Annotated in this window: 15 protein-coding genes; 14 read left to right on the plus strand and 1 reads right to left on the minus strand. The window is 65.1% G+C overall.

What is annotated here, in order from left to right; genetic code table 11:
• Nucleotides 1–44: 44 nt before the first annotated feature.
• Nucleotides 45–734 (plus strand): TetR/AcrR family transcriptional regulator, encoded by a 690-nt coding sequence (locus U5817_RS08410; RefSeq protein WP_407280394.1) that lies wholly within the window; start codon nucleotides 45–47, stop codon nucleotides 732–734.
• A gap of 189 nt (nucleotides 735–923) precedes the next feature.
• The gene (locus tag U5817_RS08415) at nucleotides 924–2,504 is read left to right on the plus strand and encodes a phytoene desaturase family protein (RefSeq protein ID WP_407280395.1); all 1,581 of its coding nucleotides are present in this window, start codon (nucleotides 924–926) and stop codon (nucleotides 2,502–2,504) included.
• 33 nt (nucleotides 2,505–2,537) lie between these two features.
• Here U5817_RS08415 and U5817_RS08420 read toward each other — a convergent pair whose 3' ends face one another.
• Nucleotides 2,538–3,257, minus strand: coding sequence for a TetR/AcrR family transcriptional regulator (locus tag U5817_RS08420; RefSeq protein WP_407280396.1), 720 nt, complete (start codon nucleotides 3,255–3,257; stop codon nucleotides 2,538–2,540).
• Nucleotides 3,258–3,451: 194 nt separating this feature from the next.
• On the opposite strand from U5817_RS08420, the gene U5817_RS08425 reads away from it, so the two are divergent.
• From U5817_RS08425 to U5817_RS08480, 12 genes are all read left to right on the plus strand, one after another.
• Complete coding sequence (locus tag U5817_RS08425; protein ID WP_407280397.1) at nucleotides 3,452–4,726, plus strand: cytochrome P450; 1,275 nt, start codon at nucleotides 3,452–3,454, stop codon at nucleotides 4,724–4,726.
• Nucleotides 4,727–4,791: 65 nt separating this feature from the next.
• Nucleotides 4,792–5,823, plus strand: coding sequence for a hypothetical protein (locus U5817_RS08430; RefSeq protein WP_407280398.1), 1,032 nt, complete (start codon nucleotides 4,792–4,794; stop codon nucleotides 5,821–5,823).
• A gap of 38 nt (nucleotides 5,824–5,861) precedes the next feature.
• Nucleotides 5,862–6,218, plus strand: coding sequence for a nuclear transport factor 2 family protein (locus U5817_RS08435; protein ID WP_407280399.1), 357 nt, complete (start codon nucleotides 5,862–5,864; stop codon nucleotides 6,216–6,218).
• 319 nt (nucleotides 6,219–6,537) lie between these two features.
• Nucleotides 6,538–7,047, plus strand: a complete 510-nt coding sequence (locus tag U5817_RS08440) for a carboxymuconolactone decarboxylase family protein (protein WP_407280400.1) — start codon at nucleotides 6,538–6,540, stop codon at nucleotides 7,045–7,047.
• A gap of 4 nt (nucleotides 7,048–7,051) precedes the next feature.
• Nucleotides 7,052–9,283, plus strand: a complete 2,232-nt coding sequence (locus U5817_RS08445; RefSeq protein ID WP_407280401.1) for a CoA transferase — start codon at nucleotides 7,052–7,054, stop codon at nucleotides 9,281–9,283.
• A 26-nt stretch (nucleotides 9,284–9,309) separates the two neighbouring features.
• Entirely contained in the window at nucleotides 9,310–10,047 is a 738-nt protein-coding gene (locus tag U5817_RS08450) for an SDR family NAD(P)-dependent oxidoreductase (protein WP_096447434.1), read from the plus strand.
• A gap of 12 nt (nucleotides 10,048–10,059) precedes the next feature.
• Nucleotides 10,060–11,334, plus strand: a complete 1,275-nt coding sequence (locus U5817_RS08455) for an acyl-CoA dehydrogenase family protein (RefSeq protein WP_407280402.1) — start codon at nucleotides 10,060–10,062, stop codon at nucleotides 11,332–11,334.
• Nucleotides 11,331–12,386, plus strand: a complete 1,056-nt coding sequence (locus U5817_RS08460; RefSeq protein ID WP_407280403.1) for a phosphotransferase family protein — start codon at nucleotides 11,331–11,333, stop codon at nucleotides 12,384–12,386. The genes U5817_RS08455 and U5817_RS08460 overlap by 4 nt, the downstream gene beginning before the upstream one ends.
• 41 nt (nucleotides 12,387–12,427) lie before the next feature.
• Nucleotides 12,428–13,612 carry an MFS transporter gene (locus U5817_RS08465; protein WP_407280404.1) on the plus strand — a complete coding sequence of 395 codons (1,185 nt, stop codon included), beginning with the start codon at nucleotides 12,428–12,430 and terminating at the stop codon, nucleotides 13,610–13,612.
• Nucleotides 13,603–14,373, plus strand: a complete 771-nt coding sequence (locus tag U5817_RS08470; protein ID WP_018990584.1) for an SDR family NAD(P)-dependent oxidoreductase — start codon at nucleotides 13,603–13,605, stop codon at nucleotides 14,371–14,373. The genes U5817_RS08465 and U5817_RS08470 overlap by 10 nt, the downstream gene beginning before the upstream one ends.
• A 265-nt stretch (nucleotides 14,374–14,638) precedes the next feature.
• Nucleotides 14,639–15,913, plus strand: a complete 1,275-nt coding sequence (locus U5817_RS08475) for a cytochrome P450 (RefSeq protein ID WP_407280405.1) — start codon at nucleotides 14,639–14,641, stop codon at nucleotides 15,911–15,913.
• A gap of 162 nt (nucleotides 15,914–16,075) precedes the next feature.
• Nucleotides 16,076–17,383: an amidohydrolase family protein gene (locus U5817_RS08480; protein WP_169254139.1), complete on the plus strand. Its 1,308-nt coding sequence runs from the start codon at nucleotides 16,076–16,078 to the stop codon at nucleotides 17,381–17,383.
• The last annotated feature ends 27 nt before the right edge of the window (nucleotides 17,384–17,410 follow it).

Below are 17,410 nucleotides of genomic sequence, written 5' to 3' on the forward strand. Positions count from 1 at the left end.
GGGCACGCTACAATCACCCATCGGTGAATTCTCGGGGAGCGGAGATGGCGGAAGCAGTCGAGGCGGGAAAGGCAAAGGTGAAGAAGCCTCGCGCGACCGCCTCAGCGAAGGAGGGCGCCGAGCCCGCGCCGGTCAAGGCCGTGAAGGCGGTTCGCCGGAATAGGCGGTCCGAAAGCACGATCCTGGGCATTTTCGACGCTACCGAAACGGTGGTCCTCGAGTCCGGAGCGGATCGGATTTCCATCCTCGACGTCTGTGAGACCGCAGGCATCTCGCGTGGGACGTTCTACAGATATTTTTCGTCGCAAGACGATCTCTTGGATGCGTTTTCACGTCACCGGCGCGATCGTTTTCATGCAGCCCTGATCGAGGCGACGGCCCCGTATGCCGATCCGGACGAGCGTTTCGACGCCGTATTGCGGTTCGTCGATGATTACCTCGAGCGCGGCAATGCACGACGGCTGCTCGTCGTTGCGCCGGAGTACGCGATGCGTTGGCTGCAGCGCATTTTCCCCGACTCGGTGATCCGGTTCCAGGACGTGCTTGGGCCGGTCTTCGATGCGTGGGAGTCGCGTGCGGGAATAAAGATCGACCGCGAGCTCACCTGCGAACTGCTGGTCCGATACATCCTCAGCGAGATTCTCGTCCCCGCCGGCGCTGAGCGCCGAAGCCTGCCGCGCCGCCTCGAGCGGATGGTCGCCATGCTGATGCAGGGCCGCGTCTCCCGCCGCTGAACACGCCGCGTACGCCCGCCGCTGCGGGCGAGCGGGTGTGCGGCATTCGTCCGTCTTTCACTGCGCTTTGACTCCGCGTCAAACCGCCCCGCCGTGTCCGGCCGGGGTGCTGTGCTTCAATCGGTTGATTCGTCGAATCGGACGCATTTCACCAACAAGCGCATCCGGCACACCCCGGAGGGAGACAGAATGAGTGGCGCAAACAGTTATGACGTGGCGATCGTCGGTGGCGGGCACAATGGCTTGGCTGCCGCCTGTTATCTGGCCGAGGCAGGCAAACGTGTCGTCGTCATCGAGGCCCGCGAGAAGATCGGCGGCATGGCCTCCAGCGGTTACTTGATTCCGGAGGCGCCCCGGCATCTGATCAACCCCTGCGCGCTTGATCTTATGTCGCTCCGGGTTCATCCCATGATGCCGCAGGAGCTGCAGCTCGAACGTCATGGGTTTCGTCAGGTCGAAATGTCTCCCGGATATGTGTACGTCCATCCGGATGGCAATTCGCTGGTGTTCTGGCGCGAGCAGGAAAAGACTGCGGCCGAGATTCGGCGCTTCTCGTCGCGAGACGCGGAGGAGTTCCTGGCACTGATGAAGCTCGTGGATGCATTCATCGACATGGCCATTCCGATGATGCGTGTCGACCCTGCGCAGCGCAACCTCGGCGCGAAATGGCAGGCCCTGAAAGCGGTCTTCAGGAACCGCAATCTGAAACCGGAAATCATGGCGCTCATCGGCAGTCCGGCGTACACGTCGATCATGGAGCGCTTCGAGCATCCGGTCGTACAGTCGGCGCTGTGCTGCCTGCTTGGCGCGGCCGGACCCATCGCAAACGACGCGACGGGGATCTATTTCGCGCTGTTGGGCTTCATCCATCGCTTCGGGCTGGGCCGCGCCGTGGGGGGGACCCAGGCGTTGTCGGATGCGCTGGCGGCCCGGCTGCGCGAGTTGGGTGGGGAGATTCTGGTGTCTGCGCCGGTCGCGGAGATCATTGCCGGCGATGGTCGGGCGAAGGGGGTGCGACTCAAGGACGGACGTGTACTGTCGGCGAAAGCCGTGGTGGCGTCGATCCACCCGAAGATGGCGCTGGAAATGGTTACCCCCGGGGCGCTCGATCGGCGCACGCTAACTCGCGTAGCGCTTGCGCCGGCCAACGGCCACGGGGCATCGCCACTGAAGGTCGATGTCGCGCTCAGTAGCCAGGTGAGCTACCGCCGCATCGAATCCCTGCGGGCCGACGGGCTGAGTCTGCGCAAGAGCGTGCTCCTGATCGGCACCTCCGATGCCGTGCTCGACAACTTCCGCTGCGCCGCGCGCGGCGAGGTGTCGAAGCTGCCCTACATGTGGATCACGGTGCCGACCGCTGTCGATCCTGGGCAGGCGCCCGAGGGGCAGGACGTGGCCTACCTCTATCCCGTTGCGACGCCAGTCGAGCCGCGCGAAGGATGGGATGCCATCAGAGACCGGGTAGGGCAGACGGTCATCGACCAGGCCGCCGAATACATGCAGGGTCTCAAGGAATTCGAGATCGGTCGTCGGGTCGAGGCCGCGCCGGACCTGGAGAAACGGCTCAATGTGCATCGCGGCTGCGTGGTGCATGTGGATACTAGCACCACGCGTTCCGCACTGATGCGGCCGGCCGCGGGATTGGGTGGGGACAGCCTGCCGGTTGCGGGACTCTTCCTCGGAGGCGCGGGCATCCACCCGGGCGGTGGGGTCAACGGCTTGCCGGGACGGATCGCCGCCAATCGGGTGAAGCGTTTCCTCGCGCTTTGATGTGGCGCGCGCCCCGTAGGCGGGGCGGCGCTCTCAGGCCTCGTCGGGCGGCGTTTTCGGTGGGGCGTCGGGCCGCGTGAGCGGATGTTGGTCGCTGCGCTCGCACTCGACGGCGGCCAGCACGAAATCGACCGCGAAGCGTCGCCATGTGTAGGCGTCATCGGCGTTCGCCACGTCCAAGCCGCACAGGGTGACGACGGTGTAGCGGCTGACGAAGGCGCTGGTGGTCACCTGCGCGGCTGCGGCGAGGAACAGGTTCGGGTCGACGTTCGCACGAAAATCGCCACTTTGGGCCCCGCGCGCGAGAACGCTGCGCATCTTGTGTTTGAGCTCGGGAGCGAGGTCGACAAAGCTGTTGCGCGGCGTGGCATGGCTCTCGTGGTAGCGGATCCCTTCCTGTGCGAGCGCGCTCAGCATGGGATCGCAATAGGGCCGGATCATGTGGTTGAGGAGTGTGCGCAGCGCGTCACGCGGCGCCAGGTGATCCAGTTCTACCGCGACGAGTTCGCCCATGGTCGTCGCGGACGAGTCTTCCAGTACGCAGGCGAAGAGTTCCTCCTTGCTCCGGAAGTAGTGGTAAACGAGCTGTTTTGTGACGCCGGCGGCCTGGGCGATATCGTCGATGCGGGCGTCTGCCAATCCCTTGGTGGCGAATTCCCGTCGCGCCGCAGCGCTGATGCGGCGCAAGGTCTCCCTCTTATCGGGCGCCGCGCGTTCGGTCGACTTGCTCGGGTTTCGGGAAGGGCTGGGCATGTTTGGAGATTTCGTTTCCGCTCGTTGTCCGCGAAGCTTAGCGCAGTTGACTCGAGGTCAAACGACAGTCGCTGCCGAATCGGCCACCGCTTCGATTTGATGGTTAGGATGTGGACACTTTTGCACAAAATGCGCATGTGTCTGGCGGTTGTTCCTCGATAACCGCAGCAACGGGCGCCACACAGGAGACAACCGTGAGCACCGATATCCTCAACCTCGACCTCGAAACTGCATACACGGCCGTATCGGAGACCTACAAGGGCAAAGGCGACATTCACGCTGCGTGCCGGGAGATGCGCGGCAAGTCCCCGATCTACGTCGGAGACTTCATCAAGCAGTTCGGCGTGCCGACGAACGCCGGCCTCAAGCAGGGCACTCGGCCCACGTTCGCGCTGTTCGGCTACAAGGACGTGATGAACGTGCTGCGTGATGCCGACACCTACACCAACGGATTCATTGCCGAGGGATTGGGGGCGTTCTTCGATGGCCTGATCATTCTCGCGATGGACGGCGAGCAGCACCGGCGGGTACGGGCGTTGCTGCAACCGGCGTTCATGCCGGATACGGTCAACAAGTGGCGGGGCCAGATTGATTACGTGATCCGCAAGGACTTCCTCGAGCCAATGGTGCCGCAGAAGAAGGCGGATCTGATGGACTTCGGCCTGTACTTCCCGATCCGTGAAATGTATGCGCTGATGGGTTTCCCGACGGACGACACCGAGAAGTACAAGAAGTACGCGGCATGGACGCTGGCGATGGTCGGAGGCAACCAGGTCGATCCCGAGAAGATTGATGAGGCGCGCCGTAATGCCGGGGTTGCGGTCAAGCTGCTCTATGACGCCATCCAGGAGGTGGTGGTCAAGCGCCGTGCCGAGGGCTCCCACGGCGACGACATCATCGGGCGCCTGCTGCGCGCCGAATATGAGGGCGAGAGGCTCGACGACCACCAGGTCATCACCTTCGTGCGCTCGCTGTTGCCGGCGGCGGGCGAGACGACCACGCGCACGTTCAGTTCTGTCATGACCCTGCTGCTGACGACGCCGGGGCTGGTGGATCGCGTCAGGGCCGACCGCTCGCTGGTGCCCAAGCTGATCGACGAAACCGTCCGTTATGAGCCGGTGGCGACCTTCAAGGTGCGTGAAACGGCCAAGGAGGTGGAACTGCACGGCGTAACGATCCCCAAAGGGTCGTTCGTGCAGTGCATGGTGGTGTCGGCGAACCGGGACGAGGAGGTGTTCGAGAACCCGGACCAGTTCGACATCGACCGCAAGCTCAAGCCTTCCTTCGGTTTCGGGTTCGGCCCGCATATGTGCATCGGGCAGTTCGTTGCGAAGGTGGAGCTCAATTGCGCGATCAACGCGATCCTCGATCTCTTTCCGAACCTGCGGCTGGACCCGGACAAGCCCGCTCCGGTCATCGAAGGTGCCCAGCTGCGCGGCGCGTCCCACGTGCATGTGATCTGGGACTGAACTACGGCACCGTTCCCGCCCGTCGCGTGCACGGGCGGCTTCCCGAACCCTTCCGGAATTCAACGATGAGAATTTTCAAGACCGTTCCTCAGCGGGGCGATTTCGCCTATCAATGCCTGGTCGGGCCGCAGAAAGTCAGCGGTGCCAAGCTCGCGGATCTGCGTCACCATTTCGGGCTCAAGCTCACCAAGCACATGCCCTTCGGCAGCGTGCGCGACGAAGAAGGGCATATCTATTCCTTCGTCCGTGCCGTCAATGCGCCCGGCAGTTCACCCAACCCGACGAAGTTCATCTATCAGTCCACCCGGATTGACGAGCGCCACATCCGCGTCGACAAGGAAAGGATCCTGCCTCGCGCGATGACGATGTTCCCTAAACGCTGGCTGGAAGGTGATACCGCCTGCTGGTCCAGCCTGGACGGCGAACCCGGCGAGCCGTGGCTGATTACCGCGTCGGGTGAGCGCTTCAGCTGGAAGGAGGAGGGGCTTCTCGACATCGGCGGGCCGCTTATCGGCAACGGCATGCAGTGGTACCTGCCCGGCGAGGATTGGGGCACCTTCTACGTGTCGCAACTCTACGACGTGTCCGGCATCTGCGAGGGGCGTCCGGTGAAGGGTGTCATCGCGCTCGACCAGGCGTGGATGGCCGACGGCGGCGCCATTCACTTCCAGAAGGACCTCGTCGTGAACCACAAGATGCACGTCATCTGGTGGTCGTTCGCGACGATCTACAAGGACGGGACCTGGGATGCCGGCTCGTTCATGGTCGGTCACGAGAATCTGGGCTACGCGATCTTCCAGAACCACAAGGGCGAGATCTATTGCACGACGGATATCGAGGGCGAGGTGCGGCACAAGGAGGGAAGTTATTTCGCCGAAACTGCCCGCATCGTGGTCGATGGCCGGGAGGAGTGGGAGTTCCTGCCTGATCCGAAAGGCGAAATGATGGACTTTGTCGGGGGATTCCCGATCACCGCGCAACAGGAAGGCCGCTGGAGACGTGTGGGTGATACGCGCGAGCCGGATCGCTGGATGGCCTGGGGCGAATCGGACCGCCGCAACGGCAGCGCGCGCAATGTGCGCGGCAGCGAACTCTGACGCGCCCAATGAACACGAGACACGAAAAAGGAGCTCCCATGAGCATCGACGCGAAGGCCATCGAGCATTTCCTGCACACACAGCTTGCGCGATGGAACGCCTCCGACAAGGAAGGTTTTCTGGCGGCTTACCGCGAGGTCGCGCCCGGCGGTTTCTCAATCGAATACGTCGGTCGACCGCCCGCTGACGGGTGGCCGGTGCTTGAAGCGATGTGGACCGCGCAGAACGCCAAGATCGACATCGAGGAGGTCGCGATGATCATCAATGGCTGCGAGGCGGCCTGTCACAACCGCAACAGGGTGAAGGGGACCGATGTGACGATCGAAACCATCGAGCTCTATCGCTTCGAAGAGGGCGGCAAGCTCCACGTGCGCTACTTCATTCGTCAGCCCTGAACGGGCAACAGCAGTGCGGTCCGAAAAAACCGGCGATCTCGAGCGTCCTCTCTGCATCCTGACGTCAGGGGCGGCGTGTTCTGACACCCGGTCAGATCACGCCGTTCTTGTTTCGGGAGGGGGTGAGTTGTATTCTTAAACAGAAACGCAAAAACTGCTCATAAAACGACGAGAGGGCGTTCATCGGTGAGGCCCCCCGGCTCCGTGATCGAGCGCTTCGTGCGGGGTTGGGCGGCTCGTCCCAGTTCTGCAGCATTGCCTGAGTGTCCTGACCGGCGTCTGTGCCGGGCACCTGTTCATCCATACCGAGGAACCCACCATGGCGAGAATCCAGCCCCTTCCCCTCGATGCGTTGCCTGCCCCGCTTGCGGACGCAGTGGCGCGGGGGTGCGCCAACCGCATGTTGAGTTCCACCGTCCCGGTGCAGGTCTGGGCACATCGCCCCGAGCTTGCCCAAGCCTGGCTCGCGACCCTGGAAACAATGCACGTGCGTGGCGTGCTCGACGGCCGCCTCCGCGAGTTGGTGCGGCTCAGGATCGCCTCGATCACGACTTGCAAGGCGTGCCAACTCGCGCGTAAGGACGACGCGGTGAGCGAGGAGGATATCGCCTGCCTGAGCACGGACGATGCTCGTTTTTCGCCTCACGAGAAGGCTGCGCTGCGATACGCCGAGCTTTTTGCGGCCGACTACATGGCTATTGACGACGCGATATTCGCCGAGCTCGGCCGCCATTTTTCCACCGCCCAGATCGTCGAGCTGAACATGTTCTGTGCGCTGATGCTCGCGGGGGGACGCATGACCTATGTGCAGCAGGCGTACGCGGAGTAGGGCGATGAACGAAGGCATCCTCGCCGGTATCCGCGTCATCGAGATCGCGCGCGGCATCCCCGGTCCGGCGGCCGGGTTGCAGCTCTCGGAGGCGGGTGCGGAAGTCATCCGCATCGAAGCGCCGGGCGTCGATGCGGAGCAGGGAACGGCCTTGTTCTCCGTTCTCAACAGGGGAAAGGGTCGGGTCGGGCTCGACCTGGATTGCGATGATGAGCGCAGGCGTCTGCATGCCTTGCTGGCCGACGCTGACGTGTTGATCCACGACTTCACACCCAGTCGTGCGGCAGCGCTGGGGTTGGCGGACGACGCGCTTGCTGCAGCATGCCCGCAGCTTGTTGTCTCGGCAATCACCGCCTGGCCATCCCGGCATCCACTCGCCGAGGCCTTGCCGCGGGAATCGCTCGTGCTCGCGCGTTTGGGTCTGCTCGACGAGCAACCTGGTCATAGGCCGGGCCCGATCTTCGTCCGCATGCCATTCGCGAGTTGGCTCGCCGCCTGGTTCTGCGTCATCGGGGTGATGGCGCGTCTGATTGCACGGCGACGCGATGGGCGCGGCGGGGCGGCTCACACCAGCCTCGCCCAGGCCGCGCTCGCACCGATGAGCATGCACTGGTCACGAGCCGAGACGCCGACACCGGTGTTCGCGAAAGGGCTCGACAAGACGACGCCTATTCCGCTGCACCGATGCTCCGACGGGCGCTGGATCCATGTGCACTACTCGCCGGACAAGGCGCCTTGGATGGCAGCGGCGCTCGCAGCGATGGGGCCCGAGGCGGTCGCGGCCGAGAACGCGAAATATCCACCCAGCCACGTTGCGCCAAACTTCGGCGCGAATAGGGCAATCATTGCCACGCGCCCTGCGCAGGAATGGGTCGAACACTTCTGGCAGCACGACGTGGCCGCACAGGTGGCGGCCCCTTTCGGCGAGATATACCGCGACGAACAGGCGCGTGCCAACGGATTTGTCGTGATGGTGGACGATCCCGTCCTCGGCCGCGTGTTCGAACCCGGGCCGGCGTACACCACCGACCCTCCCCCGCGCCTGCGCGGCGGGTTGCGGCCGCTTGAATCGGACCCGGCTTGGAGCTTCCCGCGCGCGCAAACATTCGACGGCGCGCCGCAGGGGCAGCCGGGGAGCGCACCCCTCACTGGCCTCAGGGTGCTCGACTTGGGCGCCTACCTCGCGGGGCCCTTCGCGACGCAGCTCCTCGCCGACCTCGGCGCCGAAGTCATCAAGGTGGAACCCCCCAGTGGCGATGCAATGCGCCGTCTGGAACGGATCTTTTCCGGCACGCAGCGTGGCAAGCTCGGTGCGACGCTCAAGCTCGGCGATCCGGCCGCACAACTGGCACTCGCGGCGCTGGTGCGCTGGGCCGACGTGGTTCATCACAACGTCCGCCTGCCGGCCGCGCACAAGCTGGGTATCGACTACGAATCACTGAAGGCGATCAATCCGGCGCTCGTGTATTGCCACATCAGCTCCTACGGTCCGCTGGGACCGCGCAAGGACTGGCCCGGGTTCGACCAGCTGATGCAGGCGGCCTGCGGCTGGGAAGTGGAATGCGGCGGCGAGGGGAGGCCGCCGATGTGGTTGCGCTTCGGCGTCGGGGACTACTTCGCCGCGCTGTCGTCAGTGTTCGCACTCCTGCTCGCGCATTTTCAGCGGCAGATAACGGGCGACGGACAGGCGGTGGCGGCATCGCTCCTCGGCGCGACGCTTCTGACCGTGGGCGAGGCCGTGATGCGCGCCGACGGCAGTCTGTCCCCGATCGATCACCTCGACGCGTCGCAGACCGGCGTGTCGCCGGATCACCGTCTGTATCGCTGCGCGGACGGCTGGCTGGCTGTCGCCGCGCTGCGGCCGGAGGAAGCGCGGGCGCTCGCCGCCTTGGCCGGGAACGATCGCGAGGCCTGGTTTGCGGCGTTCAGCCGCGAGACGGCCTGCGAGTGTCTGACCGCGGCGGGGGTGCCTTGCGAGCCCGCGCTCGAAAACCCCGGTCTGAGCTTTCTCGACGACGACGGCTGCCGACGGGCGGGGCTGCACGCCGCCTATCCGCACGCGGTGTATGGGCACCTCGAACAGGTCGGCGCGTACTGGAACTTTTGCGACCTGCCCCTTGCCCTTGACCGGGCACCGCCGGCGCTGGGCGAGCACAGCCACAGGGTGTGGCGATCGGTCGGGCTCGACGAAGGGCAGATTCAAAGCATGGTCGCCGCGGCCGTGACCAATCCCTGACGCATGGACGAAGGAGAAACGAACACGTGAACGAACTGGACTTCAGCGGCAAGACGGTACTCGTGGTGGGAGGATCGAGCGGGATCGGCAACGGCATGGCGCAGGCCTTCCGTCGGCGCGGGGCGAGCGTCCACGTCTGGGGCACGCGACCGACCGCCGCCGATTATGCGGATTCGGCCGACTCGAACCTCGAGGGACTCGCGTATGCGCAAGTGGACGTGGCCGACGCCGATGCGGTGGCGTGCGCGCCGGTGCCGTTCGAGCGGCTCGACGTGCTGATCTGCTCGCAAGGCACGGTGCGCTACAACCGCGAGGAGTTCAAGGTGCCGGCCTTTCGGGAGGTCGTGAATGTGAACCTCGTGAGCCTCATGGCCTGTGGCGACAAGTTCCACGACATGCTCGCCGAGAGCCGCGGATCGATGATCATCGTGAGTTCGGCCGCGGCCTTCCATTCCACGGTCGGCACCCCGGCCTACAACGCTTCCAAGACGGGGGCCTACGGCCTTACCCGCACGCTGGGCGAAGCGTGGGCACGTGACGGCATCCGCGTGAACGGCATCGCCCCCGGGCTCGTTGCGACCAAGCTTACCCGCATCACGACGGATCACCCCAAGCGCCTTGAGGCGTCGCTCAAGAATATTCCCCTCGGCCGCCTCGGCACGCCGGAAGAGATGGCCGGTGCGGCGCTCTTCCTCGCTTCGCCGCTGGCGTCCTACATGCTCGGCCAGACCCTGCTGGTCGACGGTGGCCTGCTGCTCGCCTGATGGAGATCGAAGATGGCATGGGATTTTGAGACCGACCCGGAATTCCAGCAGGAACTCGACTGGATCGACCGCTTCGTGCGCGAGGAGATCGAGCCGCTCGAGCATGTCCTCGGCAGTCCCTGGAATATCCACGATCCGCGCTTCGAGGCGCTGGTCCGCCCGCTGCAGCGCGAGGTGAAGGCCAGGAATCTGTGGGCTTGCCACCTCGGACCGGAACTCGGCGGGGCGGGCTATGGCCAGGTCAAGCTGGCGCTGATGAACGAGATCCTCGGTCGCGCGCTGTTCGCGCCCATCGTGTTCGGTGCGCACGCGCCCGACTCGGGAAACTGCGAGATCCTCGCGCACTACGGCACGCCCGAACAGAAGGCGCGCTACCTCGAGCCGCTTCTCGACAACCGCATCGTGTCCTGTTTTGCGATGACTGAGCCGCAGGGGGGCGCCGATCCGAAAGTGTTCACGACGCGAGCCGAACAGGATGGCAACGATTGGCTGATTTCGGGGCAGAAGTGGTTTGCGTCGAACGCGCGCTATGCCGCGTTCTACATCGTCATGGCGATCACCGACCCGACCGTGTCGCCCTACAAGGGCATGAGCATGTTCATCGTGCCTGCCGATACACCGGGAATCGAGATCGTCCGTAACGTCGGCGTCCCTGACGATCCCGAGGCGACTCATGGCTACCTGAATTTCGACCGGGCGCGGGTGCCGGCGGAAAACATGCTCGGCGCGCCCGGCGAGGCCTTCGTCGTCGCGCAGGTGCGCCTCGGCGGGGGGCGCGTGCACCACGCGATGCGCGTCATCGGCCAGTCGCAGAAGGCACTCGACGCGCTGTGCGAGCGGGCCTTGTCGCGTAGCACCCAGGGCTCGCTGCTCGCGGACAAGCAGATGGTGCAGGAGAGGATCGCCGATGCGTGGATCCAGCTCGAGCAGTTCCGCCTGCTGGTCATGCGCACTGCCTGGCGCATCGACAAGTACCAGGACTACATGAAGGTGCGCAAGGACATCGCCGCGGTGAAGGCGACGATGCCCAAGGTGCTGCACGACATCGCGTCGAGCGCATTGCAGGTGCATGGATCGATAGGGGTGTCGTCCGAGATGCCCTTCGTCGGCCTGATCGTGCGCGCCTACCAGATGGGGCTCGCAGACGGTCCGACCGAGGTGCACAAGGTGACCGTCGCCAAGCAGTTGCTGCGCGAGTACACCGGTTGTGAGGACCTGTTCCCGGACTATCACCGGCCGACGGCCGAGGCCGCTGCACGGGCGAAGTTCAGCGCGGTGCTGGGATGAGCGCTCACGGGTGGGCGGCGGAGGTCGATCTCGGACGACTCGCCGAATGGATGGATGCGCAGGGGCGGGGTAGTGGGGCGATCGACTCGGTCACGCCGCTCACCGGGGGCACGCAGAACGTCCTGCTGCGCTTTTTTCGGGACGGCGCCGAGTACGTCCTGCGCTGCCCGCCGCCGGGCGCAAAGCCCGAGATCCACGCGACCTTTCTCCGTGAGGCGCGGCTGCTCGGAGCACTTGCCGGCACGGCGGTACCACACCCGCGCCTGATTGCTGCCTGCAGGGATGCGTCGGTGCTCGGTGCGCCGTTCTACCTGATGGCTCCGGTGGATGGCTTTACCGCAACGCCCACGCCGCTCCGGGGGCTCTATGCCACTGATCCGACGTGGCGCCATGCGATGGGGCTGTCGATGGTCGATGCCTTGCTGCGCCTGGGCGAGGTCGCGCCCGATGCGGTCGGACTGGCGGACTTCGGGCGGCCGGAAGGGTTTCTTGAGCGGCAAGTGCCGCGCTGGCTCATGCACCTCGAGCGCTGCGCGGAGCAGCCCGGTTGGCCGGGGCCGCAGGCGCTGCCTGGTGTGCGCGAGGTGGCCGACTGGCTCGAAGCGCACGTGCCGGCAGCCAACGTTCCGGGGCTGATGCACGGCGATTATCACTTCGGCAACGTGATGTTCCGGCATGACCGGCCGGCGCTTGCAGCGATCATCGACTGGGAGCTTGCGACGCTGGGGGATCCGCTGCTCGACCTCGGCTGGCTCGTCGCGACCTGGCCCGACCGCGACGGGCGGGGCGCCGGCACCATCCGTATCGCGCCCGCCGACGGTCTTCCCTCGACTGCCGAACTCATCGAACACTATCGCCAGCGCAGCGCGCGCGACCTGTCGGCGATCGACTGGTACGTCGCGATGGCACGCTTCAAGCTCGGCATCATGCTCGAGGCGAGCCATGCGCGATCCTGCGCAGGCAAGGCACCGGCGGAAACCGGCGCGCAGCATCATGCGTCCGCGCTGCGCCTGCTCGAAGCGGCGATCGCGGGGATCGAGGTGCGGGCGTGAATGGGCGCGGTGTTTCCCCGGCATCCATGCGTAGCGCCCTGGTGGCGCTGGTCGCATGCCAGGTCGGACTGCACGCCTGCGTGCAGGGGGCTCGCCTGGCCGCGCCGCTGAGCGTCCTTCTGCTGGGGCATTCCGAGTGGGCGGTGGGGCTCGTGATGACGATGTTCGCGCTCTTTCCCGCGATCTTCGCTATCCCGGCCGGACGGCTTGCCGATCGGCACGGCTACCATCTGCCGGTGCGCATTGCGGCCGGCCTGTCGCTCGCGGGTGCGTTGCTCGCAGCGTCGGTACCCCATCTCATTGCCCTGTGTGCGGCCGCTGCGTTGTGCGGCGCGGGCTCGGGTTTCGGCATGATCGCGATCCAGCGCACGGCCAGCCGATTCGCGCGGGACGAGGCGGATCGGCTTCGCGTGTTCAGCTGGATCGCGCTCGCTCCGGCCGTGGCGGGACTTTTCGGGCCGATGATGGCCGGCGTGCTGATCGATCATCTCGGCTTTTCGGCGGCGTTCGCCGCGCTCGCGCTGCTTCCGTTCGCGACCCTGGTGATCGCCCAGGCGGTCCCACATGAAAGCCGGGCGCCGGTCTCCGCGTTGAACCGCAAGCAGCCGTCCGCGTGGGGCCTGCTCCGCCTGCCGTCGGTCCGGCGCCTGCTCCTCGTCAACTGGCTGGTGTCGGCCAGTTGGGACGTGCATGGCTTCGCGTTGCCGATTCTCGGGGTCGAACGCGGCTTCAGCGCATCGGCGCTGGGGGCGGTGCTGGCGGCCTATGCGGTGGCGTCGATGTCGGTGCGCGTCGTGATCCCGTTTGTGGCCGAACGCCTGCCGCGACGCCATTTGCTTGCGGGGGCGCTTTTCATCACATGTCTGGTGTTCGTGCTGTATCCACTGCTCCAGAGTGCATGGGCCATGGCGCTGTGCGCCGCGACCCTCGGCCTTGCGCTGGGCGCGATCCAACCGACGATTCTCGCGACGCTGCATCAGGTCACGCCACGCGAGCGGCACGGCGAGGCGCTGGCTTTCCGCTCGATGACGGTGCACACCTCGATGACCGTGATGCCCCTCCTTTTTGGCGCCATTGGGGCGAGTGCCGGCGCAGCCATGCTGTTCTGGGTGATGGCCGCGGCGCTCGGTCTCGGGGGCCTGCAGGCCCGGCAGATCGACACGGACAACGGGGCTCCCGCGCGCCGCGAGGAACATCCACAAGAGGAGGAGAGGACATGCAGCTGAGCGGAAAACGCCTCATCGTGACCGGCACCGCAGGGGGCATCGGTGCGAGTGCACTGCGCGGACTGGTGGCGGCCGGTGCGCGGCTGGCGGCGCTGGATGTGAATGACGAGGCCGGCCGCGCGGAAGTGGCGCGCGCCAATGCGGGTGCCTCGGGCGAGGCGAGGTATTTCCACTGCGACATTCGCGAGCGTGCCGAAGTCGATAGGATCGTCGCGCAGGCTGTCGCCTGGCTGGGCGGCCTCGACGGACTGGTGAACATCGCCGGCGTCGAGCGCGCGGCGCCGGCCGAAGCGATCGTCGAGGCTGACTGGGACCTCATATTCGACGTCAATGCGCGCGGCACCCTGAACACCAACCAGGCCGTCTTTCCGCATCTGCGGGAGAAGGGCGGTCGCATCCTCAACTTCGGCTCCGCGGCGGGGGTCATGGGGCTGCCCGGGTGTGCCCACTACTCGGCCGCCAAGGCGGCGGTCCTCGGCTGGACCCGAACGGTGGCGAAGGAGTGGGGGCGACACGGCATCAGCGTGAATGCCGCTGCGCCGGGCATGTGGACACCCATGTACGACGCCCACCGCGCACGAATGGACGCGGATGCCCTGCGGGCGCACGACGCGATGATGGCCGGGTTGATCCCGCTCGGCGGCAAGCTCGGCGACCCCGATCGCGACATGACGCCTTTCGTGGTGTTCATGATGAGTGACGGGGCTCGCTTCATCACCGGCCAGACGCTGGCCGTCGACGGTGGACTCATGATTCCGTGATGCAGGAGCGAGAACCGTTGCACTGTCGGCTGCACTAACGCGCGCCACGTCAGAATTCCCGCCCAGGCAGGGCAGGTGTCCTCCGGCCTGCCCCGGTCCCTGCTTGAACACTTGGCAGTACGCATTAAATGGAGCACTATGCGCAAAAGTGTTCAGAAACAGCGCCGTCTTATCCGGCGTGAAGGCACCGTGTCGAGGCCATTGCACATGGCCGGCACAGCGTGTTCGTTCACGACCGGGCGGTGCGCCAACGGAGGAAGACGAAATGAGCAGTGTCAAAGACGTTACGCTGGAGAGCGCGTTCGCCGGAGTGGCCGACAATTACCGCGGTGAGGATGTCGATCTGCACGCGATCTACCGCGAGATGCGGAAGAATTCGCCAATCATTGCCGAGAACTTCATGGGCAAGCTCGGGGTGCCCAACATCGCAGGGCTGGATCCGAACCGACCAACCTACACCGTGTTCAAGTACAAGGACGTGATGACCGTCCTGCGCGATGCCGCAAACTACACCAGCGGCTTCATCGCCGAAGGGCTGGGAGCCTTCTTCGACGGCCTGATCCTCACCGGCATGGACGGCGAGGCGCACAAGAAGGCACGCGGCCTGCTGCAGCCCATCTTCATGCCCGACGTGGTCAACACGTGGCGCGACAGCAAGATGGATCCCATCGTGCGCAACGAGTACCTGTTGCCGCTCGTGCCGAAGAAGAAGGCCGACCTGATGGACTTCGGCCTCCACTTCCCGATTCGCCTGATCTACGCGCTGATCGGTTTTCCCGACGACGAACCCGAGAAGGTCGAGCAGTACGCGGCGTGGGCGCTGGCGATCCTTGCCGGCCCGCAGGTCGATGCCGAAAAGGCCGCGATTGCACGCAAGGCTGCAATGGAAGCTGCACAGGCCCTCTACGACGCGGTCAAGGAAGCCGTCGTCGCCGTGCGCCAACGCGGTGCCGAAGGAAACGACCTCATCAGCCGCCTGATCCGTGCCGAATACGAAGGGCGCAAGCTCGACGACCACGAGATCACCACCTTCGTGCGTTCGCTGCTCCCGGCTGCCGGTGAGACCACGACGCGGACCTTCGGCTCGCTGATGGTATTGCTGCTCGAGCGCCCGGACGTGCTCGACAGGGTCCGCAAGGATCGCAGCCTGGTCGGCAAGGCCATCGACGAGGCGATCCGGTTCGAGCCCGTGGCGACCTTCAAGGTGCGTCAGGCGGCACAGGATCTCGAACTCGGCGGCGTCCGCATCCCGAAGGGTGCCATGGTCCAGTGCATCGTTTCCTCCGCAAACCGCGACGAGGAAGCCTTCGAGAACAGCGAAGAGTTCGACATCGATCGCAAGCTCAAGCCTTCATTCGGCTTCGGCTTCGGCCCTCACATGTGCATCGGACAGTTCATCGCCAAGACCGAGCTCCAGGTGGCGCTGAACGCCATTCTCGATCTGTTCCCCAACATCCGCCTCGACCCGGATCGGCCGAAGCCGCGGATTACGGGCGCACAGCTTCGTGGCCCTCACTCCGTGCCGGTGATCTGGGATTGAGGTGACGCGCGGACCGGCTGAGCCAGTGGCGGAGATGGAAATTTCGTTAAACATGAACATAAAACAAAAAAGTGTTTAACAAAACGAATTTCTTGTTCTAAGATAGAGGCTCATAACCGGTTCGCGCCCAACGCGGACTCCACTCCAACAGGGGACACACACATGAAGCTCGAAGATCTCATCCTTGTCAGCGTCGACGACCATGCGATCGAACCGCGTGGCGCCTTCGACCGCCACATGCCCGCCAAGTACAAGGGCCGCCAGCCGCGCGTCGAAAACCGCAACGGCCGCGACATCTGGGTGTTCGAGGAGCAGGCAACGGGCTACATGGGGCTGAACTCGGTGGTCGGGCGTCCGAAGGAGGAGTACGGCATGGAGCCGCTCTCCTACGAGCAGATGCGCCGTGGTACCTGGGACATCAAGGCGCGGGTCGACGACATGAATGCGAACGGCGTGCTCGGCTCGCTGTGTTTCCCGACCTTCCCCGGTTTCGCCGGTCAGCGCTTCCAGGTCATGCCGGACAAGGGCGTCAGCCTTGCAGCCATCCAGGCCTACAACGACTGGCACCTGCACGACTGGTGCAATGCTGCGCCGGGTCGCTTCATCCCCTTGATGATGGTGCCATGGTGGGACATGCAGGCCGCCGCGGCCGAGGTGAAGCGCATGGCCGATCAGGGTGTGCATGCCATCACGCTGTCCGACAACCCGACCGTGCATGGCTACCCGTCCATCCACAACCCGCACTGGGATCCCCTGTGGAAGGCGTGCGAAGAGAACAACGTCGTGATCTGCTGCCACATCGGCACCGGCGTGAAGGCGGCTCACGCCTCGGATGAATCGCCGATCGACGCCTGGATCACTTCGATGCCGATCTCGATCTCCAACTCGGCGGCGGACTGGATCTGGGCACCGATGTGGAAGAAGTACCCCAAGCTGCGCATGGCCCTGTCGGAAGGCGGCATCGGCTGGATTCCGTATCTGCTCGAGCGCGCCGACTTCACGCACAACCACCACCACGCCTGGACGAACTCGAACTTTGGCGGCAAAAAGCCCAGCGACATCTTCAACGAGCACGTCATCACCTGCTTCATCGAGGATGCGTTCGGGCTCAGGAACCTCGACTCGATCAACGTCGATATGGTCACCTGGGAGTGCGACTACCCGCACTCGGACTGCACCTGGCCTAACTCCGCGGACGTGTTCTGGCAGCAGGCGAAGAACCTGCCCGACGACATCATCAACAAGATCAGCCACCTCAACGCGATGCGCGAATTCTCGTATGACCCGTTCGCCATCCTGGGGCGCGAGAACTGCACCGTCGGTGCGCTGCGCGCGCAGGCGACGCATGTCAGCATCGAGCCGGCGCTGGGCCTCGGCGGCGCAGCTCCGCAACGTGACCCCAGCAAGCCGGTGACCTCGGGCGACATCAACAAGATGTTCGCCTCGGCGGACGCGCAGACCGCGCTCTGAGTCCGGTTTCAGTGCGGTTGGCGGGCA

Origin of the sequence: Aromatoleum evansii, from assembly GCF_045689615.1 — a bacterium.
In the GTDB taxonomy this organism is placed as follows: domain Bacteria; phylum Pseudomonadota; class Gammaproteobacteria; order Burkholderiales; family Rhodocyclaceae; genus Aromatoleum; species Aromatoleum evansii.

Bases quoted from the DNA above. Each gene is read 5' to 3' on its own strand.
- U5817_RS08480 (WP_169254139.1), top strand. From the start codon at position 16,076: ATGAAGCTCGAAGATCTCATCCTTGTCAGCGTCGACGACCATGCGATC.
- U5817_RS08455 (WP_407280402.1), top strand. From the start codon at position 10,060: ATGGCATGGGATTTTGAGACCGACCCGGAATTCCAGCAGGAACTCGAC.
- U5817_RS08440 (WP_407280400.1), top strand. From the start codon at position 6,538: ATGGCGAGAATCCAGCCCCTTCCCCTCGATGCGTTGCCTGCCCCGCTT.
- U5817_RS08415 (WP_407280395.1), top strand. From the start codon at position 924: ATGAGTGGCGCAAACAGTTATGACGTGGCGATCGTCGGTGGCGGGCAC.
- U5817_RS08430 (WP_407280398.1), top strand. From the start codon at position 4,792: ATGAGAATTTTCAAGACCGTTCCTCAGCGGGGCGATTTCGCCTATCAA.
- U5817_RS08445 (WP_407280401.1), top strand. From the start codon at position 7,052: ATGAACGAAGGCATCCTCGCCGGTATCCGCGTCATCGAGATCGCGCGC.
- U5817_RS08460 (WP_407280403.1), top strand. From the start codon at position 11,331: ATGAGCGCTCACGGGTGGGCGGCGGAGGTCGATCTCGGACGACTCGCC.
- U5817_RS08420 (WP_407280396.1), bottom strand. From the start codon at position 3,257: ATGCCCAGCCCTTCCCGAAACCCGAGCAAGTCGACCGAACGCGCGGCG.
- U5817_RS08475 (WP_407280405.1), top strand. From the start codon at position 14,639: ATGAGCAGTGTCAAAGACGTTACGCTGGAGAGCGCGTTCGCCGGAGTG.
- U5817_RS08470 (WP_018990584.1), top strand. From the start codon at position 13,603: ATGCAGCTGAGCGGAAAACGCCTCATCGTGACCGGCACCGCAGGGGGC.
- U5817_RS08435 (WP_407280399.1), top strand. From the start codon at position 5,862: ATGAGCATCGACGCGAAGGCCATCGAGCATTTCCTGCACACACAGCTT.
- U5817_RS08410 (WP_407280394.1), top strand. From the start codon at position 45: ATGGCGGAAGCAGTCGAGGCGGGAAAGGCAAAGGTGAAGAAGCCTCGC.